Source organism: Streptomyces sp. NPDC008238, assembly GCF_042956445.1.
GTDB lineage: Bacteria > Actinomycetota > Actinomycetes > Streptomycetales > Streptomycetaceae > Actinacidiphila.
Genome location: NZ_JBIBGK010000006.1, coordinates 145,779 through 164,136, shown reverse-complemented (window position 1 = coordinate 164,136; position 18,358 = coordinate 145,779). Strand labels below are relative to the sequence as shown.

The window sequence follows — 18,358 nt, the reverse complement described above, 5'->3', positions numbered from 1 at the left end:
GGAGGGCGTGTGCGCGGCGCGCACGCCCTCCGGGCGGTGACGCCGGCACCGCCGGCCCTCAGCCCGGTACGTGTTCCAGGAGCACGCGGCGCAGTTCGCGGGCGGCGCGCGGGGGCTCGGCGTCCTTGCGGTGCGCCAGGGCGACCGTGCGCTGCAGCCCGGGGGCCTCGAAGGGCGTGGTGCGCAGCCTGGGGCGGCGTCCGGCCACCATGCTGGGCACGACGGCGGGGCCCAGTCCCGCTTCCACGAAGCCCAGCACCGCGTCCATCTCGCCGCCCTCGATCGCGAAGCGCGGCTCGAAGCCGGCCGCCCGGCACGCGGTGACGGTGAGCTCCCGCAGGTCGTAGCCGTTGCGGAACATGACCAGCGGCTTGTCCCTGAGGTCGGCGACCCGGATGGCGGGGCCGGCGCACGGCGGCGGCGCGTCGGCGGCGGTCACCACCACCAGGTCCTCGTGGAGCAGCGGCGTGGCGTCCAGGGCGGGGTCGTGGCTCTGCAGCGGCAGCACGATCAGCGCGAGGTCGAGGCTGCCGGAGGCCAGCTCGCGCACCAGGTCGCGTGAGCCGCCCTCCTCGACGACCAGCCGGATGCCGGGGTAGCGGTCGTGGAAGTCGCGCAGCACGTCCGGCAGCAGGCCGGTGGCGAGGCTGGGGGTGGCACCGAGGCGGACCCGGCCGCGGCGCAGGTGCACCAGTTCCTGGACCTCCTGGGTGGCCGTCTCGGTGTCGGCGATGATGCGGCGGGCCAGCGGCAGCAGGGCCTCCCCGGCGTCGGTCAGCGCGATGTTGCCGCGGGCACGGCTGAAGAGGTCCGCGCCCAGTTCCCGCTCCAGGGCCTTGATCTGCTGCGACAGCGAGGGCTGCGCCACGTGGACGCGCTCGGCGGCACGGGTGAAGTGCAGGGTCTCGGCGACCGCCAGGAAGTACACGAGCTGCTGCAGCTGCATGTCCGCACGATAACGCGATAGGCGAGGCCTATCGAAACGAGCCGGAACATGTCTTGGACCTGTCGTAGCAGGCAGACCTAGCGTCGAGCGCATGGCTTTGGCGACGACGAGGACGAGGGCGACGACGGGTACGGACCGCCGCCCGTCGCTCCTACGGGCACTGTGGGGCTCGACCGTGGGCAAGAAGGCGGTCATGGCCGGGACCGGCGTGATCATGCTGCTGTTCCTGGTCGCGCACATGCTGGGCAACCTGAAGATCTTCTTCGGCCCGGAGGAGTTCAACGGCTACGCGGCGTGGCTGCGCACCATCGGCGAGCCCGCCCTGCACAACAGCTGGTACCTGTACATCCAGCGCACCGGCCTGGTCGTCGCGGTGGTGCTGCACGGCGTCGCCGCCTACCAGCTCAGCAAGCGCGACATCAAGGCGCGCCCCGCGAAGTACGAGCACAAGCGGCAGCGGGCCAGCTACGCGACCCGGACGATGCGCTGGGGCGGGGTGATCCTGGGCCTGTACATCGTCTGGCACATCCTGGACCTGACCACGCTCACCGTGAACCCGCTGGGCAAGGAGCACCACCCCTACGAGAACATCGTGGCCGACTTCCGGATCTGGTGGGTCGACCTCGTCTACATCGTCGCGATGCTCGCCCTCGGCCTGCACATCAGGCACGGCTTCTGGAGCGCCGCGCAGACCCTGGGAGCGGTGAACAAGCGCCGCGACCGCGCGCTGAAGATCACGGCGAACGTGCTGGCGGCCGCGCTGACCGCCGGCTTCCTCGTCGTACCCGTCTCCGTGATGACCGGATTGGTGGACTGACCGTGGATTACCGACTGGGCGAGCCGATCGCCGACACCAAGGCGCCGGACGTGCCGATCGCGGAGCGCTGGGACCGCCGCAGGTTCGAGGCGAAGCTGGTCAACCCGGCCAACCGCCGCAAGCACACGGTGATCGTGGTCGGCACGGGCCTGGCCGGCGGCTCCGCGGGCGCCACGCTGGCCGAACAGGGCTACCACGTCGTGCAGTTCTGCTACCAGGACTCACCGCGCCGGGCGCACTCCATCGCCGCCCAGGGCGGCATCAACGCCGCGAAGAACTACCGCAACGACGGCGACAGCGTGCACCGCCTGTTCTACGACACCGTCAAGGGCGGCGACTTCCGCGCCCGCGAGTCCAATGTGCACCGCCTCGCCGAGGTGTCGGTGCAGATCATCGACCAGTGCGTGGCGCAGGGCGTGCCCTTCGCCCGCGAGTACGGCGGCCTGCTGGACACCCGCTCCTTCGGCGGCGTCCAGGTCTCCCGCACCTTCTACGCGCGTGGCCAGACGGGCCAGCAGCTGCTGCTCGGCGCCTACCAGGCGCTCTCCCGGCAGATCGACGCGGGCAACGTGGAACTGCACCCGCGCACCGAGATGCTCGACCTGATCGTGGTGGACGGCAGGGCCCGCGGCATCGTCGCCCGCGACCTGGTGACGGGCGAGGTGTCGGTGCACATGGGCGACGCCGTGGTGCTGGCGAGCGGCGGCTACGGCAACGTCTTCTACCTGTCGACCAACGCCAAGGGCTCCAACGCGACCGCCATCTGGCGGGCGCACCGCCGGGGCGCGTACTTCGCCAACCCCTGCTTCACGCAGATCCACCCCACCTGCATCCCGCGCTCCGGCGACCACCAGTCGAAGCTGACGCTGATGAGCGAGTCGCTGCGCAACGACGGCCGCATCTGGGTGCCGAAGGCCGAGGGCGACACCCGCCCGCCGCACGAGATCCCCGAGGACGAGCGCGACTACTACCTGGAGCGGATCTACCCCTCCTTCGGCAACCTGGTGCCGCGCGACATCGCCTCCCGTGCCGCGAAGAACGTCTGCGACGAGGGCCGCGGCGTCGGCCCCGGCGGCCAGGGCGTCTACCTGGACTTCGCCGACGCGATCGCCCGCATGGGCCGCGCCAAGGTGGAGGAGAAGTACGGCAACCTCTTCGAGATGTACGAGCGGATCACCGCGGAGGACCCGTACACCCGGCCCATGCGGATCTACCCCGCCGTGCACTACACGATGGGCGGCCTGTGGGTGGACTACGACCTGCAGACCACCGTCCCGGGCCTGTTCGCCATCGGCGAGGCCAACTTCTCCGACCACGGGGCCAACCGCCTCGGCGCCAGCGCCCTGATGCAGGGCCTGGCCGACGGCTACTTCGTGCTCCCGGCCACGATCAACGACTACCTGGCGCGCGGCCCGCACGACACCGTGACGGCGGACCACCCCGCGGTCGCCGAGGCGGTCGCCGACGTCGAGGACCGGCTGAACCTGCTGCTCGCCGTGGACGGCGACCGCACCCCCGACTCCTTCCACCGCGAGCTCGGGGAGCTGCTGTGGGACGAGTGCGGCATGGCCCGCAACGAGGCGGGGCTGCGCAAGGCGCTGGAGCGGATCCCGGAGCTGCGCGAGGAGTTCTGGCGCCGGGTGAAGGTGCCCGGCAGCGGCGACGAGCTGAACCAGGCGCTGGAGAAGGCCAACCGGATCGCCGACTTCCTGGAGCTGGCCGAGCTGATGTGCCTGGACGCCCTGCACCGCGCCGAGTCCTGCGGCGGCCACTTCCGCGAGGAGAGCCAGACCCCGGACGGCGAGGCGATGCGCGACGACGAGGCCTTCTCGTACGCCGCGGCCTGGGAGTTCACCGGCGCCGGCGAGGACCCGGTGCTCCACAAGGAGGCCCTCGACTTCGAGTACGTACACCCCACCCAGCGGAGCTACGCGTGAACCTCACCCTGCGCATCTGGCGTCAGCCGTCCTCCGAGGACGACGGCACCATGGTCACCTACCGCGTCGAGGACATCAGTCCCGACATGTCGTTCCTGGAGATGCTGGACGTCCTCAACGAGGAGCTGATCCTCGCGGGCGACGAGCCGGTGGCCTTCGACCACGACTGCCGCGAGGGCATCTGCGGCGCCTGCGGCATGGTGATCAACGGGCAGGCGCACGGCCCGGAGCGGACCACCACCTGCCAGCTGCACATGCGGCACTTCGAGGACGGCGACACCATCGACGTCGAGCCGTGGCGGGCCGCCGCCTTCCCGGTGGTCAAGGACCTGGTCGTCGACCGGTCGGCCTTCGACCGGGTGATCCAGGCGGGCGGCTACATCAGCGTGCCGACCGGCAGCGCGCCCGAGGCGCACGCCACGCCCGTCCCGAAGGAGGCGGCCGACTTCGCCTTCGAGCACGCGGAGTGCATCGGCTGCGGCGCGTGCGTGGCGGCCTGCCCCAACGGCTCGGCGATGCTGTTCACCTCGGCCAAGGTCAACCACCTCAACGTGCTGCCCCAGGGGCAGCCCGAGCGCGAGACCCGGGTGCTGGACATGGTCGCCGCCATGGACGACCAGGGCTTCGGCGGCTGCACCAACACCGGGGAATGCGCGACGGCCTGCCCCAAGGGCATCCCGCTGCCGTCGATCGCCGCTATGAACCGCGAGTACCTGCGGGCCTTGCGCAAGGAGAAGTCGCGGTCCAAGGGCTGACCGGCTCGGCGGGCGCGCCGAGCCCGAAGGTCGTGAAGGCCGTGCGGGAGGGCAGCGGGTAGGGCTCCTTGCCGGTCACCGCGTTGAGCACGACCGCCGAGCGCCACGCGGCGAGCCCCAGGTCGGGGGCCCCGACGCCATGGGTGTGGCGCTCGGCGTTCTGCACGTGGACGGCCGCGCCGGTGCCGGCGACGACCGGGTCCAGCTCGAGGCGGTGGCACTCGTCGATCCGGGGCCGGCCGGAGGCGTCACGGCGGACGTACGGGTCGATCGGGGCGAGCAGCGCGTCGAGGGAGCGCTCCCGGTAGCCGGTGGCGAGGACGACCGCGTTGGTGACCAGCCGGCTGCGGGTGCCCTGCTGCTCGTGCTCCAGGTGGAGTTCGACGGCTCCCATGCCCATCCGGCCGGCGGTGCGGACCGTGACGCCCGGGGTGAGGACGGCGTCCGGCCAGCCGCCGCCGAGGGTGCGGCGGTACAGCTCGTCGTGGACGGCGCCGATCGTGCCGTGGTCGATGGCCCGGTGCAGCTGCCACTGACGGGGCAGGAGGTTGTCGCGGACCGGTTCGGACAGCCCGTGGAAGAAGCGCGTGTAGTCGGGGGTGAACTGCTCCAGGCCGAGCTTGCTGTACTCCATGGGGGCGAAGGCGGGACTGCGGGCGATCCACGTCAGCCGTTCGCGCCCGGCGGGCCGGGCCCGCAGCAGGTCCAGGAAGACCTCGGCGCCCGACTGACCGGAGCCGACGACGGTGACGTGCTCGGCGGCCAGCAGGCGGTCCCGGTGCTCCAGGTAGTGCGCGGAGTGCACGACGGGGACGGCGGGCGACTCTGCCAGTGGCCTCAGCGGCTCTGGCACGTACGGCGCGCTGCCGACGCCGAGCACCAGGTTGCGGGCGTAGGTGCGGCCGAGGGACTCGGCCTGGCCGTCGGCGTCGAGCCGGGTGTGGTCGACCTCGAAGACGGCCCGCCCGGGGTTCCAGCGGACGGTGTCGACCTGGTGGCCGAAGCAGATGCCGGGCAGCGACTCGGCGACCCAGCGGCAGTAGGCGTCGTACTCGGCGCGGTGCGTGTGGAAGCGCTCGGCGAAGTAGAAGGGGAAGAGCCGCTCACGGGTCCTGAGGTAGTTCAGGTAGCTCCACCGGCTCGTGGGGTCGACCAGGCTCACCAGGTCGGCGAGGAACGGCACCTGGAGGGTGGCGTCGTCGAGCAGCAGCCCCGGGTGCCAGCGGAAGGAGCGCTCCTGCTCGTAGAAGGCGGCGCTGAGGTACGGGACGCCGTCGGCGAGGGCGGCCAGGGACAGGTTGCACGGGCCGACGCCGATGCCGAGCAGGTCGAAGGGCTGGTCCCGGTGGGGGTCGTGGTCGTCGTTCGCGGTCATCGGGGGGTGCTGCCTTCCTGGTGGGTCGCGCATACGAGCGTGAGCAGTGCCTCGAGGTCGGTGGGCGTGGTCGTCGGGTTGAGCAGGGTGGCCTTGAGCCAGAGCCGCCCGTCGGCGCAGGCCCGGCCGAGGACGGCCCGGCCGTCGAGCATCAGCCGGCGGCGGATCGCGGCGACCTCCTCGTCACCGGCGCCGGTGGGACGGAAGAGCACGGTGCTGACGGCCGGGCGGGCGCGCAGGGTCAGCGCGGGGTGCCGGTCCACCAGGTCCGCGAGGTGCCTGGCCCGGTCGACGACCGCCTCGACGAGCCCGCCCAGGCCGCGGCGGCCCAGGGCACGCAGCGTGACGGCGATCTTCAGCACGTCGGGGCGGCGGGAAGTACGCAGGGAGCGGCCGAGCAGGTCGGGGAAGCCGGCCTCGGTGTCGTCGGCGGCGTTCAGGTAGTCCGCGCGGTGGTCCAGGGGGCGCAGCAGCGCGGCCTCGCGCACCGCGAGCACCCCGGCGGCCACGGGCTGCCAGCCGAGCTTGTGCAGGTCGAGGGTGACGGTGTCGGCCTCCCGCAGCCCGGAGAGCCTGGCCGCCTCGCGGTCGCTGAACAGCAGTGACCCGCCGTACGCGGCGTCGATGTGCAGGCGCGCGCCGTACTCCCGGGTGGCGCGGGCGAGTTCGGGGAGCGGGTCGATGTCGCCGGAGTCCGTGGTGCCCGCGGTGGCGACCAGCAGGGCCGGGCCGACGCCCGCGGCGAGCGCCTCCCGTACCCGCTCCGGGTCGAGCACCCCGCCGGGGGTCTCCACGACGACGGGGGCCGGCATCCCGAGCAGCCAGGCGGCGCGGGGCACGCTGTGGTGCCCGTTGGCCCCGGCGACGACCCGCACGCCCGGGGCGCCCTCCCGGGCCAGCAGCAGCGCGAGCTGGTTGGACTCCGTGCCGCCGGTCGTGATGAGCGCGTCCGGCGCGGCCGCGGCCGGGTGGACGAGCCGGGCCAGCGCGCGGGTGACCTCCGCCTCCAGCGCGGTCGCCGCGGGGGCCTGGTCCCAGGAGTCCATCGAGGGGTTGAGCGCGCTCGCGGCGAGGTCCGCCGCCACGGCCGCGCCCAGGGGCGGGCAGTGCAGATGGGCGGCGCACAACGGGTCCGCCGGATCGGCCGCGCCCTCGGCGACGGCCCCGACCAGCGCGCGCAGCGCCTCCGCCGCCCCGGTGCCGTCCTCCGGGAGGGCCTGACCCAGCACCTCCCGCACGCGGCGGGCGACCGCCCCCGGGCCGCCCGCGGGAAGCGGCCCCTTGCGGACCGCCGCCCCCGCGGCAAGGGCGTCGAGCACGACCTCCAGCAACGGGCGCAGCCGGTCCGGCCCTTCACTTCCGCCGGCGAGAGGGGGTGGCATGGGTCGGCGCCTCCGTTGTCGCGGATCACCGGCGCGAACGCGCTGGGCGACCTGCGTAACGACGCTCCCCCGCCCCGGGTGTTGCCCCCGCGCCCCCAACGGTCGCCGCCCCGGCGCACCCGCGCGCGGCCCCCGAGCGACGGCGCCGCCGCCCCGGCGTCACGGGCGAGCCTCGCCCCGGGGCGACGGCGAAGCCCCGCTGCTCCCCGGATGGTTCCGGGGAGCAGCGGGGCTTCGGTGCGTCAGTCCCCGAGCGGGGCGGTCAGCGCTGCCTTTCCCCCCACGCCGCCGCGTCGGGGCGGGGCTGCCGCTTGCGCAGGACGGCGAACACGACGCCGAAGACGACGGCGGCCGGTACGACCAGGATCAGGAGCAGCTCGGGTACACCGATTCTGCCGAACATGCCTACCTCCAGGTGGCTTCTTGCCCGAGCGCCGATCACCGCGCTTCGGGATGCTTCCATCGCTCGCCCGGGGCACACGGGTCACCGCAACGGTGGCCGCCGCCCGCCCCCGGGGCGGCCCGTCAGGCGGTCCGGACGCGGAGGGCGCGGCGCAGGTCGTCGAGCTGGTCGGCGAGGCGGCGGCGCAGTGCGGGGGTGGGGGCGGGGTCGCCGGTGCGGAGGCACTCCTCGCCGAGGTCGAGCACGGCGGTGTCGACGACGGGGACGGGGAAGGCCCAGCGGCCCGCGGCCTCCGCGAGCGCGGGGCCGCGGCGGGCGGCGACCGCCACGGCGGCGGGGAAGAAGCGGGGCACGTACTCCCGGACCAGGTCGAGCTGTTCGGGCTGCCAGAAGCCCTGGGCGGTCGCGGTGAAGAGGTAGTTGGACAGGGTGTCGCCGTCGAACATCCGGGCCCAGGCCCCCCGCTTCGCCTCCGGGTCGGGCAGCGCGGCCCGGCAGCGGGCGGCGCCCTCCTGGCCCGTGGCGCTGGGGTCGGCGTCCAGTTCGGCCGCGATGTCCTGCGCGGAGGCCGCGCCCAGCACGCTGAGCCGGGTGAGGATCTGCCAGCGCAGTTCGGGGTCGAGCGCGGGCCCGCCGGGCAGGGCGCCGTCGGTGAGCCAGCCGCGCAGGGCGCCGGGGTCGGCGGTGGCGGCGATGAGCTCGCGGGTCGCCGCCAGCCGCAGCCCGGGGTCGTCGCGGGTGAGCAGGTCGCGGGTGAGCGCCTCCAGCGTGGCGAGCGCGGCGGGGCGTTCGGCGGCGGGGAGGTAGCGGTCGGCGATCTGCCCGCGGGCGAAGCCCAGTACGCCCTGGACGACGGCGATGTCGGTCTCGTACGGCAGGTGGGCACGGGCCACGTCGAGGTAGGCGGCGGGCGGGAGTTCGCCGTCCCGCACGAGGTCGCGGGCGGCGTTCCAGACCAGGGCGCGGCTGAGCGGGTCCGGCAGGCCGCGCAGCGCGGCGACCAGGGTGTCCCAGGACCGCGCGTCGAAGCGGATCTTGGCGTACGTCAGGTCCTGGTCGTTGAGGAGCACCAGGTCGGGGCGGGGGCCGGGACGCGTGCCGGGCGTCTCGCCGTCCGCGGGGACGTCGGTCTCGAAGCGCTCGCGCAGCACCAGCCGCTCCGGGTCGGCTTCGGTCCCGGTGCCGGCGCGGTCGTACGCGGCGACGCAGATGCGGTGCGGGCGGCCGCCCTGGTGCGTGACGTCCAGCCGCCAGCCGCCGTCGACGCCCTCGGGGACGGGGGTGAGCGTGTCGACGCCGGTGGTGCGCAGCCAGCGGTCGGCCCAGGCGTGGACGTCGCGGTCGGTGGCGCCGGCGAGGGAGTCGATGAAGTCGGCGAGGGCGGCGTTGCCGAAGCGGTGCCGCGCGAAGTGCTCGTTGATGCCGGCGAGGAAGTCCTTGCGGCCGAGCCAGGTGACGAGCTGGCGCAGCGCGGAGGCGCCCTTGGCGTAGGAGATGCCGTCGAAGTTGAGCAGGGCCGAGGCGGTGTCGGGGACGGCCTCCGGGGCGGGGGCGACGGGGTGGGTGGAGGGGCGCTGGTCGGCGTCGTAGCCCCAGCCCTTGCGGGCGACGGCGAAGTCCGTCCAGGTGCCGGTGAACCGGGTGGCCTCGGAGAGCACCTGGTAGCCCATGTACTCGGCGAAGGACTCGTTGAGCCAGATGTCGTCCCACCAGCGCAGGGTGACGAGGTCGCCGAACCACATGTGGGCCATCTCGTGGGCGACCACCATGCCGCGGGTCTGCCGCTCGGTGTCGGTGACGGCGGAGCGGAAGACCATCTCGTCGCGGAAGGTGACCAGGCCGGGGTTCTCCATGGCGCCCGCGTTGAACTCGGGGACGAAGGCCTGGTCGTAGGAGTCGAAGGGGTACGGCTCCTCGAACAGCTCGTGGTAGCGGTCGAAGCAGCGGCGGGTGATGTCGAAGAGCTCCTCGACGTCGGCGTCCAGGTACGGGGCGAGGGAGCGGCGGCAGTGCAGTCCGAAGGGCAGACCCGCGTGCTCGGTGCGCACCGAGTGCCAGGGCCCGGCGGCGACGGCGAGCAGGTAGGTGCTGATCGGCGGGGTCGCCGCGACGCGCCAGCGGCCCTCGGCCTCCCCGGTGCGCTCGGCGACTCCGTTGCCGAGGACGGTCCACGCGGGCGGCGCGGTCACGGTGACGTCGAAGACGGCCTTGAGGTCGGGCTGGTCGAAGGCGGCGATGACGCGCTGCACGTCGTCCAGGAAGAGCTGGGTGTAGAGGTAGGTCTCGCCGTCGGCGGGGTCGGTGAAGCGGTGCATGCCCTCACCGGTGCGGGAGTACCGCATGTCCGCCTCGACCCGCAGTTCGTGCGGGCCGGCCGTGAGGCCGGTGAGCGGCAGCCGGTCGTCGCCCAGGGTCGCGGGGTCCAGCGGCCGTCCGTCCAGGACGGCGCCGTGCAGCGCGGCGGGCTTCAGCTCGACGAAGGTGTCGACGCCGTCGGCGAGGGCGGTGAAGCGGATGACGGTGGTCGATCCGAACACCTCGTCGCCGCGGGTGAGGTCCAGGTCGACGGCGTAGTGCTGGACGGCGATCTGCCGGGCGCGGGTCTCGGCCTCGGCACGCGTGAGAGCAGGCATGCCGTCATGCTGCCCCATGCCCGGCCCGCGGCGCACGGGGGTCCCCCGCGGCCCGTGGTCCAGGACGGCGGGCGCGCCGGCGGCGGGGGCCGTCGCCGAAAGGCGCGCGCGTCACAGCGAGGCGGTGCGGCGGGCGTAGGCGCGGGCGGCGCGGGCGCGGTCGCCGCAGCGGGTGGAACACCACTGGCGGCGGCCGTGGCGGAGCAGGTAGCGGTTGCAGGGAGGGGAGCCGCAGGCGGTGAGGCGGGCCGCTTCGGGGCCGGTGAGCAGGTCCGAGGCGTCGGCGGCGAGGACGGCCAGGGCGTGGTCCACGACGGCGGTGGTGGGGTGCGGGGTGGCGCGGTAGGGACCGGTCTCGTCGTCCCACTGCAGCAACGGGGCGGTGGGGATGCGGGTCATGGCGTCGTTGACGGCCCTGACCGCGGCGGGGAGGGCCGGCAGGCCTTCGGCCCGGGCGGCGAACAGCGATCTGATCTGTTCGCGCAGCGACCGCAGTTGCGCCGCGCACATCTCCCGCATGCCGGCCTCGACCGGTGCGAGGCCGCGTTCCGCGAGCCAGTGGTTCGCCTGCGCGGGAGAGCCCAGGAGGTCGACCGTGTGCCCGCCCGTCAGCGCGATCGCGCTGTTGGCGAGGGCGAGGGCCAGGTGCTCCTCCTCGCCCTGTGCGGGCGGCAGGCCGAGTTGTCCGATCAAGGGCTCCTTCACGCTCCTCATGGTACGGCTTGCTTGATCCGTGAGAGGCGACTACCGTCTTGTCACGGTTCGTGAGGTGCACCATGTCTTCCCTTCCCGCGGCGACCGGCTCGTTCCCCGTACGCGTCCTCGGCGGTCCGACCGCCCTCTTCGAGTACGGCGGCCTGCGCTTCCTCACCGACCCGACCTTCGACTCCCCGGGCGACTACCCCCGTGGCGGCGGCCGGTTCCTGACCAAGACCGCCGCCTCCAGCGGGGCCCCCGCAGACCTCGGCCCGGTCGACGTGGTCCTGCTCTCGCACGACGAGCACCCCGACAACCTCGACGCCTCGGGCCGGGCCCTGCTCGCCGACGTCCCGCTCACCCTCACCACCCCCGGTGGCGGGCAGCGCCTGAAGGAGCGGGCCGAGGGCCTGGCCGACTGGGAGTCCGTCGAGCTGGACCGCCCCGGCGGCGGCACGGTCACCGTGACGGCCGTCCCCGCCGTCCACGGCCCCGGCCCGCGCGAGAAGGTCGAGCCGGTCACCGGCCAGGTCGTCGGCTTCGTCCTGACCGGCGAGGGCCTGCCGACCGTCTACGTCAGCGGCGACAACGCCTCCCTCGACGCGGTCAAGGAGATCGCCGAGCGCTACGCCCCCGTCGACACCGCCCTCCTCTTCGCCGGCGCCCCCCGCTTCCCCGAACTCTTCGACAACCAGCTGATCGTCCTGGACAGCGCCCAGGCCGCCGAGGCCGCCGGACTCCTCGCCGCCCGCCGCGTGGTCCCCGTCCACTACGACAGCTGGGCCCACTTCACCGAGGGCCGCGACGAACTGGCCGCCGCCTTCACCGCCGCCGGTCTGGCCGACCGCCTGGACTGGGGCCGGCGGGACTGACCCCGGCGCCCGGGTCGTGCCGTCCTAGGCTGGCACGGTGACTGATGAGCAACGGCCGTCGCGGCCGTCGGGAGTGTGGGCCACGGCGGTGGGCGTGGCCAGGGTGCGGGCGCTGGAGACCGAGCGGGAGAACGCGCTGTTCCGCGACCCACTGGCACGGGCCTTCGCCGCCGCCGGCGGCCTGTGGCCCTCCTCGCCGCCGCTGCCCGACGACGAGGCCGCGCGACGCCGCCGGCTGGCCGTGTCGTTCTCCATCGTCATCAGGACGAAGTTCCTCGACGATCTGTTGCGGGAGGCCTCCGCCTCCGGGGTCCGGCAGGTCGTGCTGCTCGGCGCCGGCATGGACAGCCGCGCCTTCCGGATGGACTGGCCGGAGGGCACCCGGCTGTTCGAGGTCGACACCGCCGACCCACTGGACTTCAAGGCCTCGGTGCTGCGCCGGGAGCGGGCCGTCGCGCGCTGCGAGCGGATCACCGTCCCGGTGGATCTGCGTGACGACTGGCCGGGCGCGCTGGTCGCCGCGGGGCACGACCCGTCCGCGCCGACCGTGTGGATCGCCGAAGGGCTGCTGATCTATCTGCCCGAGGACGCGGTGGAGTTGCTGCTCGCCCGGATCGGCGCGCTGTCGGCGCCGGGCAGCCGGATGGGGCTGACGTTGGGCTCGCGCGGCGTGATCGAGCGCTTCGGCGCGGACGCCGCGCCGGGATCGGCGGCGTCCCTGTGGGTCTCGGAGATGCCCGACGACCCGGTCGGCTGGCTGGCCCGGCACGGCTGGGAGGCCGCCGGCCACACCCTGCGCGAGCGCGCCGCCGCCTACGGCCGTCCGGTCACCACCCCGCCGCAACACGAGGAGCGGCCCGGCGGACTGATCTCGGCGGTCCGCCGCTAGGACCTCTCCCGGTCGTGGGGTGCGACGCGCGCGGGGTTCAGGAGGTGCGGACCGCGATCGCGTGGACGACGAGGGTTCCGGGGGGCCGGCCGTCGTCGTGCCGGTCGCTCGCGCAGGTGAGGAGACGCAGGGCGGCCGTACCGTCGTCGCGGAGCAGGGCCTGAGCGGGCAGGGAGCGCCGGGGGACGTGCTCGACCCGGGTGACCGTGAAGCGGGCACGGCTGCCGTCCCCGCGGGTGACGACGACGGTGTCGGTGGGGCGCACGTCGTGGAGGTCGTGGAACACCGCGCGTCCGCGTCCGCCGTCGTCGTGGCCGACGATCACGGAGGTGCCGTGGTCGCCGGGGGCGGCGCTGCGGTCGTACCAGCCGGCGTAGCGGCCCTGCTCGGTGGCGGGGGTCTGGAGGGTGCCGTCGTCGGTCACCCCGAGGTCGACGACGCGGGCGTGCACGCCGGCGCTGGGGATGTCGATGCGTACGGGGGTGTGCCCGGCGGGGTCGGAGGCGCGGACCGGCGTGCTGCCGTGGACCACGGCGACCGCGTCGCCCCGCCCCCCGTGGGCGACCGCCCAGCCGGTCGTGGCGGCGGCGACGGCGAGGAGGGCGAGGGCGAGGACGTTGATGCGACGGTGCGTCATCCGCATCGGCCGCTCACCTCGGGCGGACGGCGTACAGGACGCCGCGGACGCCCACCGCCAGCAGCAGCACGCCGGCCGGCGCGGGTCCGGCCAGGTCCGGGACGCCGGGGACGCCCGCCGTCCTGACCGCGCACACCGCGCACACCGCGAGGACCGCGAGCACGGCGAACGCCACGCGCCTGGCGACGGCGGCGGTCCGGGCCGGGACGGTCCGGACGGTGGTGGCGGAGGCGGCACAGGCGGCGGACATGGGTCGGGGTCCTTCGGTCCTTCGGGCGACGGCGGTACGGACGTCGTGGCCGCCCGCCGGGCGACGGACGGCCAGCCGGCCACGGTCCCCACCGTACGGAGTCCTGGGGTGCCGGGGCCTCCCCCGCCGGACCGGTTCCGTATCCGCCGAAAGTATGGTCCCGGGGGCGGGCCTTGCGCCCGCAGGAGGACGCCGGGCAGGCTCGGCGGATGATCGCCACCTTGCAGTGCACCGTGATCGACTGCCCGGACCCGGCCGCGCTGGGCAGCTTCTACCGGGGCGTCCTGGGCTGGTCCCTGGACACCGCGGACCCCTCGTGGGTGACCCTGACGTCACCTGACGGTGCCCGGATCGCCTTCCAGGAGGTGCCCTTCCACCGGCCGCCGCGCTGGCCGGACCCGGAGCACCCGCAGCAGTTCCACCTGGACTTCGACGTCCCCACCCGCGCCGACGTGGAGCGCGCCCACGAGGAGGTCGTGGCGCTGGGTGCCACCTTCCTGCACGACAGCGGCGGCGAGCGCAGCGGCTTCCGGGTCTTCGCCGACCCCGCCGGGCACCCGTTCTGCCTCTGCTACGGGCAGGCGCCGGGGCCGGCCGTCACGGGATGAGCGGCGGCCGGGTGTCGGTGGCCGCTTGTACGGTGTCACCATGACCGCCGCCAAGGGCGGGCGCGGCCGAGGGGGGACGGCATGGACGCGGGGAACACGACGTACGAGCCGGTCGAGCGGGACCCGGACCCCGCGTCGGTACGCCGGGTCACCTTCGTGCCGTTCCTGCCGGGCGGCCTGGTGGGCGCGGTACGCGGCGCGGACGGGGTGGTGCGCCTGCCGTCCGGCGAGGTGCTGCCCGGTGAGGACTGGATCCTCGACACCGCCGCACGGGTCCCGCTGGAGACCGCCGGGTACTACCGGCAGCGGGTGCACCCCTTCGCCTGGGACGCGGGGCAACAACGGCTCTACGCCTGGCTGGACGGGGACCGCTACCGGGGCCGGCGGCCGCACGCCGCCGACGCGGACCTCATCGTGGCCGAGGCCGCCGCGATCGCGGACCTGCTGCCCGCCGGGGCCGAGCGGCGTGCCGTGCTGGACGCGGCGCGTTCCTTCCGGGAGCAGGACGACACCTCGTACTTCGCCGACAACCTGCGCCTGCTGGAGCCCGCCTACCTGCGGGCGACCACGCCCGAGGGCGGATCCGGCTTCGGACGGGAGCCGGAGCAGTGGCGGGCGCGGCGCTCGATGGTGGTGGAGGCGCTCCACAAGGACGGCACGTTCCTCGACCTCGGCTGCGCCAACGGGCTGCTGATGGAGTCGGTGCGACGGTGGGCGGCGGAGCGGGGCCGGGTGGTCGAGCCCTACGGCGTGGACCTCGCCCCGCGCCTGGTGGAGCTGGCCCGGCGCCGGCTGCCGCGGTGGGCCGGGCGGATATCGGTGGGCAACGCGCTGGACTGGCGGCCGCCCGACGGCGGGCGGTTCACCTTCGTGCACACTCTCGCTGACTGCGTGCCCGAGCGCCGGCTGGGCGACCTGGTGCGCCGGCTGACGGCGGAGCTCGTGGAACCCGGCGGGCGGCTGCTGCTCAGCGTCTACCAGGCGGAGGGCGGCACCGCACCCACCGCCGCCGAACGGCTGACCGCACTCGGCGTGCCGGTGGCCGGCTCCGCGACCGGCACGGGGCCGGAACGCACGGCGACAACGGCCTGGGTCGACGCGTAGGCTCGAAGGGTCGTACCCGCTTGGGGAGGCGCCGTGACCGAGCCGTCGTCCAGCCCTGTCGAGCACGGCTTCCCGCACCTGGAACAGGTGCGGGCCGCGCTGACCGCGCTCTACCGGCGGCTGTCGTACGACACGGTGAGCCGCTTCCCGGCGAGCGTGCGCCCGGAGGCGGTGGCGTTCCCCGCGGACGAGAACCTCCACCTGGGCGCGCAGCGGGTCGCGCGGGCCATCGTGCAGCACTTCAGGCTCCCGGAGGCCCGCATGGTGGTCGCCTTCCGGGGCATGGTGCACGCGGGCAACGTGGAACTGGCCGCCGGGCCCGAGTACTTCGTGGAGCTGCACGACCGCTTCCGGGACGACCGGCGCGACGTGGGGGCGGTGCTGGCGCACGAGGTGATGCACGTCTACCTGCACCGGCTCGGACTGAGGTTCCCCGGGGCGTGGGAGAACGAGATCCTGACCGACACCGCCACGACCTACCTGGGCGCGGGCTGGCTGCTGCTGGACTCCTACCGCGAGGAGCCGGTGCTCTTCGGGGGCCGGGCGACCACGGCCGTGTCCAAACTGGGCTACCTCACCCCGGAGGAGTTCGGCTACGTCCTGGCCAAGCGGGCGCAGGCCTTCGGGGACGACGTCGAGCCGTGGCTCACCAGCCCGCGGGCCCGGGACGCCTACCGGGCCGGGCAGGAGGTCGCCGAGGCGGATCTGCGTCATCCGCCGATGGTCGCCTGCGGCTGGGTGGGCCGCCGCCGGTACGCCCGCGACCGGCGGCGCGGTGGCGCGTACCCGGCCGCCGGCTACGCATTCGAGGGTGCCGGCCCCCAGCGGGTCTCCTTCCCCTGCCCCGTGTGCCACCAGCGGATCCGGGTACCGGTGCGGGGCCGGGTGAAGGCGCGGTGCCAGCTGTGCCGCACAGTGCTGGAGTGCGACACCTGACCCCGCGGGCCCGCATGTGTCACCCGGTCAGCCGGTGGGCGGCGCGGCCTCCCGCAGGAAGGCGATGCGCAGCCGGATGCCGTTCGTCGCGACGGTGCGGTGTCGGACCATGGCGGCCAGGTCAGGGGTGCCGCGCGGCGCGGGGGGCGGGCTGCGCGGGGACCACGCCGGACGGGGCGCGTTCTTCACGCACGCCGCTCACGCACGCCGGTCACGCACGTCGGTCACGCACGCCGGTCACGCACGTCCGGGGATCCTCACGGGGTGACGATCGGGAAGTCCTGGTCGGCGGCGTCCAGCAGTCCGACGAGGGTCGCCACCACCTTGAGGTCCCCCTCGTGGTCGACGCCCTCGAAGCGGCCGCCCGCGAGGAGCCGGTGCAGCTCGGGCCGGGTGAGGGTGAGCGTCAGGTCGGCGTGCCGGACGGCGGGACGCCCGTCCTGGGTGGAGAAGTAGGTGAGGGCGCCGTTGGAGAGGGTGAGGTGCCAGGTGCGGTGCTCGTCGGTGAGGCGCCAGTCGATGGTCAGGTGGACGTCCCACGCCTTGGGGCCGTTGACACGGATGGCGAGGGAGTCGATGAGCTGGTCCACGGTGAGGGCGGCCATCACGTCCGGGTTGGCGATGACGACCGGGGTCGGGGAGACGCCCTCCCGCAGTTCCTGGGCGCCCATCAGGTAGAAGTTGCGCCAGGGGCCGTTCTCGCAGCCGTGTCCCAGGCGCTCGTAGAGCAGGGCCAGTTCCTCCGTCGCGACGGCGTGCCCGGGGTCGGCGAAGACGGCGTGGCCCAGCAGGGTGACGGCGAAGCGCAGGTCGCCCGCGTCGGCGTACTCCCTGGCCTTGGCGACGGTGGCGTCGGTTCCGCCGAGGCAGTCCACGTAGCGGCGCGCCTCCGCCGCCGGGGGGTGCTGCCACAGGTGGGCCGGGTTCCCGTCGAACCAGCCCATGTAGCGCTGGTAGACGGCCTTCACGTTGTGGCTGAGGGAGCCGTAGTAGCCGCGGTTGGCGTCGAGCCGTTCCAGGGCGGGCGGCAGGGTCAGTTCCTCGGCGATCTCGCTGCCGGTCAGGCCCCGGTTGACCAGCCGCAGGGTCTGGTCGTGCAGGTAGGCGTACAGGTCGCGCTGGTGGGAGAGCAGCCGGTGGATGCCCTCGCGGCTCCAGGTCGGCCAGTGGTGGGAGGCGATGGCGACGTCGGAGGCGTTGCCGAAGAGGACGAGGGCCTCGTTCAGGTAGTGCGCCCACAGCCGTGCGTCGCGGACCTGCGCGCCGCGCAGGGTCAGGACGTTGTGCATGGTGTGGGTGGCGTTCTCCGCCATGCACAGCACCCGCTTGGCGGGGAAGTGGAAGTTCATCTCCGAGGGCGCCTCGGCCCCGGGGGTGAGCTGGAAGATGATCCGGACCCCGTCGATCGTCTCGTCCTGGCCGGTGCGGGTGACGTGCACGGTGGGCGGGATCAGGGTGACGGTGCCGGTGGACGCGGTCTGGCCGAGGCCGCATCCGATCTGCCCGGCCGGGCCCTTGGGCAGTTCGGAGCCGTACATGTAGACGGCGCGGCGGGTCATGGCGACCCCGGCGTCGACGCTCTCGCCCGCCGCGTGCTCCAGGAAGCCGGCCGGGGCGAGGACGGGCACCGGGTCGTGGCCGTGCGGCAGGACACCGCGGGCGCCGCCGAAGTGGTCGACGTGCGAGTGGCTGTAGATGAGGGCGGTGACGGGCCGGTCCCCCCGGTGCTCGCGGTAGAGGGCGAGGGCGGCGGCCGCGCACTCGGTGGAGCGGAGGGGGTCGATGACGACGACCCCGCGGTCCCCCTCCACGAGGGTCATGTTCGACAGGTCGAGGCCGCGTACCTGGTAGATGCCCTCGACGACCTCGAACAGGCCCTGCTTGGAGGCGAGCCGGCTCTGCCGCCACAGGCCCGGGTGCGCCGTGTCGGGGCACGGGCCCTGCAGGAAGGAGTACGCGTCGCCGTCCCAGACCACCCGGCCGTCGCCGTCGGTGACGCGGCCGGGGGTCAGGGCACCGAGGAATCCCCGGTCGGCGTCGGCGAAGTCCGTCGAGTCCTCGGTTGCGCCGGGTACGAGAGCCGTCATGACGACACAATGTCAGCGTTTCGCCCGGATT

18 protein-coding genes are annotated in these 18,358 nt (G+C 74.2%); 8 read left to right on the top strand and 10 right to left on the bottom strand.

What is annotated here, in order from left to right:
* Nucleotides 1–58 precede the first annotated feature (58 nt).
* Entirely contained in the window at nt 59–946 is an 888-nt protein-coding gene (locus ACFZAU_RS16635; protein WP_500459440.1) for a LysR family transcriptional regulator, read from the bottom strand.
* A gap of 91 nt (nt 947–1,037) precedes the next feature.
* Here ACFZAU_RS16635 and ACFZAU_RS16630 point away from each other — a divergent pair, with 91 nt between their 5' ends.
* The 3 genes from ACFZAU_RS16630 to ACFZAU_RS16620 are packed head-to-tail and all read left to right on the top strand — an operon-like array spanning nt 1,038 to nt 4,455.
* Nucleotides 1,038–1,763, top strand: coding sequence for a succinate dehydrogenase cytochrome b subunit (locus tag ACFZAU_RS16630; RefSeq protein ID WP_500459441.1), 726 nt, complete (start codon nt 1,038–1,040; stop codon nt 1,761–1,763).
* A gap of 2 nt (nt 1,764–1,765) precedes the next feature.
* Nucleotides 1,766–3,700: a fumarate reductase/succinate dehydrogenase flavoprotein subunit gene (locus tag ACFZAU_RS16625; protein WP_499606048.1), complete on the top strand. Its 1,935-nt coding sequence runs from the start codon at nt 1,766–1,768 to the stop codon at nt 3,698–3,700.
* Nucleotides 3,697–4,455, top strand: coding sequence for a succinate dehydrogenase/fumarate reductase iron-sulfur subunit (locus ACFZAU_RS16620; RefSeq protein ID WP_499606046.1), 759 nt, complete (start codon nt 3,697–3,699; stop codon nt 4,453–4,455). Before ACFZAU_RS16625 ends, ACFZAU_RS16620 begins: the two co-directional genes overlap by 4 nt.
* On the opposite strand, the gene ACFZAU_RS16615 is transcribed toward ACFZAU_RS16620, so the two are convergent.
* From ACFZAU_RS16615 to ACFZAU_RS16595, 5 genes are all read right to left on the bottom strand, one after another.
* On the bottom strand, nt 4,397–5,830 hold the full coding sequence (locus tag ACFZAU_RS16615; protein ID WP_500552740.1) for a lysine N(6)-hydroxylase/L-ornithine N(5)-oxygenase family protein: 1,434 nt from the start codon (nt 5,828–5,830) through the stop codon (nt 4,397–4,399). The genes ACFZAU_RS16620 and ACFZAU_RS16615 overlap by 59 nt on opposite strands.
* Complete coding sequence (locus ACFZAU_RS16610; protein WP_500552739.1) at nt 5,827–7,212, bottom strand: pyridoxal phosphate-dependent decarboxylase family protein; 1,386 nt, start codon at nt 7,210–7,212, stop codon at nt 5,827–5,829. Before ACFZAU_RS16610 ends, ACFZAU_RS16615 begins: the two co-directional genes overlap by 4 nt.
* A gap of 262 nt (nt 7,213–7,474) precedes the next feature.
* A complete protein-coding gene (locus ACFZAU_RS16605; protein ID WP_500552738.1) occupies nt 7,475–7,615 on the bottom strand; it encodes a hypothetical protein in 141 nt (46 codons plus the stop codon).
* Nucleotides 7,616–7,737: 122 nt separating this feature from the next.
* Entirely contained in the window at nt 7,738–10,248 is a 2,511-nt protein-coding gene (pepN, locus tag ACFZAU_RS16600) for an aminopeptidase N (RefSeq protein ID WP_500552737.1), read from the bottom strand.
* Between the two features lie 111 nt (nt 10,249–10,359).
* Nucleotides 10,360–10,962, bottom strand: coding sequence for a CGNR zinc finger domain-containing protein (locus tag ACFZAU_RS16595; protein ID WP_500552736.1), 603 nt, complete (start codon nt 10,960–10,962; stop codon nt 10,360–10,362).
* 62 nt (nt 10,963–11,024) lie between these two features.
* Here ACFZAU_RS16595 and ACFZAU_RS16590 point away from each other — a divergent pair, with 62 nt between their 5' ends.
* Together ACFZAU_RS16590 and ACFZAU_RS16585 are read left to right on the top strand one after the other, a co-directional pair.
* Nucleotides 11,025–11,816, top strand: a complete 792-nt coding sequence (locus tag ACFZAU_RS16590) for an MBL fold metallo-hydrolase (protein ID WP_500552735.1) — start codon at nt 11,025–11,027, stop codon at nt 11,814–11,816.
* Nucleotides 11,817–11,889: 73 nt separating this feature from the next.
* Entirely contained in the window at nt 11,890–12,705 is an 816-nt protein-coding gene (locus tag ACFZAU_RS16585) for a class I SAM-dependent methyltransferase (protein ID WP_500552830.1), read from the top strand.
* Between the two features lie 37 nt (nt 12,706–12,742).
* On the opposite strand, the gene ACFZAU_RS16580 is transcribed toward ACFZAU_RS16585, so the two are convergent.
* Entirely contained in the window at nt 12,743–13,348 is a 606-nt protein-coding gene (locus ACFZAU_RS16580) for a sortase domain-containing protein (RefSeq protein WP_500552734.1), read from the bottom strand.
* A 7-nt stretch (nt 13,349–13,355) separates the two neighbouring features.
* On the bottom strand, nt 13,356–13,592 hold the full coding sequence (locus ACFZAU_RS16575; protein ID WP_500552733.1) for a hypothetical protein: 237 nt from the start codon (nt 13,590–13,592) through the stop codon (nt 13,356–13,358).
* Nucleotides 13,593–13,801: 209 nt separating this feature from the next.
* Here ACFZAU_RS16575 and ACFZAU_RS16570 point away from each other — a divergent pair, with 209 nt between their 5' ends.
* From ACFZAU_RS16570 to ACFZAU_RS16560, 3 genes are all read left to right on the top strand, one after another.
* The gene (locus ACFZAU_RS16570; protein WP_499607975.1) at nt 13,802–14,200 is read left to right on the top strand and encodes a VOC family protein; all 399 of its coding nucleotides are present in this window, start codon (nt 13,802–13,804) and stop codon (nt 14,198–14,200) included.
* A gap of 81 nt (nt 14,201–14,281) precedes the next feature.
* Entirely contained in the window at nt 14,282–15,304 is a 1,023-nt protein-coding gene (locus tag ACFZAU_RS16565; protein WP_500552732.1) for a class I SAM-dependent methyltransferase, read from the top strand.
* A gap of 33 nt (nt 15,305–15,337) precedes the next feature.
* Entirely contained in the window at nt 15,338–16,240 is a 903-nt protein-coding gene (locus ACFZAU_RS16560) for a hypothetical protein (protein ID WP_500552731.1), read from the top strand.
* A gap of 27 nt (nt 16,241–16,267) precedes the next feature.
* Here the strand turns inward: ACFZAU_RS16560 and ACFZAU_RS16555 are convergent, their stop codons facing one another.
* The gene (locus ACFZAU_RS16555; protein WP_500552730.1) at nt 16,268–16,429 is read right to left on the bottom strand and encodes a hypothetical protein; all 162 of its coding nucleotides are present in this window, start codon (nt 16,427–16,429) and stop codon (nt 16,268–16,270) included.
* A 68-nt stretch (nt 16,430–16,497) separates the two neighbouring features.
* A complete protein-coding gene (locus ACFZAU_RS16550; RefSeq protein WP_500552729.1) occupies nt 16,498–18,327 on the bottom strand; it encodes an alkyl/aryl-sulfatase in 1,830 nt (609 codons plus the stop codon).
* Between the last annotated feature and the right edge of the window lie 31 nt (nt 18,328–18,358).

Coding starts and splice junctions, on each gene's coding strand:
- ACFZAU_RS16615 (WP_500552740.1), bottom strand. CDS start 5,830: ATGACCGCGAACGACGACCACGACCCCCACCGGGACCAGCCCTTCGAC.
- ACFZAU_RS16550 (WP_500552729.1), bottom strand. CDS start 18,327: ATGACGGCTCTCGTACCCGGCGCAACCGAGGACTCGACGGACTTCGCC.
- ACFZAU_RS16635 (WP_500459440.1), bottom strand. CDS start 946: ATGCAGCTGCAGCAGCTCGTGTACTTCCTGGCGGTCGCCGAGACCCTG.
- ACFZAU_RS16605 (WP_500552738.1), bottom strand. CDS start 7,615: ATGTTCGGCAGAATCGGTGTACCCGAGCTGCTCCTGATCCTGGTCGTA.
- ACFZAU_RS16580 (WP_500552734.1), bottom strand. CDS start 13,348: ATGCGGATGACGCACCGTCGCATCAACGTCCTCGCCCTCGCCCTCCTC.
- ACFZAU_RS16590 (WP_500552735.1), top strand. CDS start 11,025: ATGTCTTCCCTTCCCGCGGCGACCGGCTCGTTCCCCGTACGCGTCCTC.
- ACFZAU_RS16610 (WP_500552739.1), bottom strand. CDS start 7,212: ATGCCACCCCCTCTCGCCGGCGGAAGTGAAGGGCCGGACCGGCTGCGC.
- pepN (WP_500552737.1), bottom strand. CDS start 10,248: ATGCCTGCTCTCACGCGTGCCGAGGCCGAGACCCGCGCCCGGCAGATC.
- ACFZAU_RS16570 (WP_499607975.1), top strand. CDS start 13,802: ATGATCGCCACCTTGCAGTGCACCGTGATCGACTGCCCGGACCCGGCC.
- ACFZAU_RS16595 (WP_500552736.1), bottom strand. CDS start 10,962: ATGAGGAGCGTGAAGGAGCCCTTGATCGGACAACTCGGCCTGCCGCCC.
- ACFZAU_RS16575 (WP_500552733.1), bottom strand. CDS start 13,592: ATGTCCGCCGCCTGTGCCGCCTCCGCCACCACCGTCCGGACCGTCCCG.
- ACFZAU_RS16630 (WP_500459441.1), top strand. CDS start 1,038: ATGGCTTTGGCGACGACGAGGACGAGGGCGACGACGGGTACGGACCGC.
- ACFZAU_RS16565 (WP_500552732.1), top strand. CDS start 14,282: ATGGACGCGGGGAACACGACGTACGAGCCGGTCGAGCGGGACCCGGAC.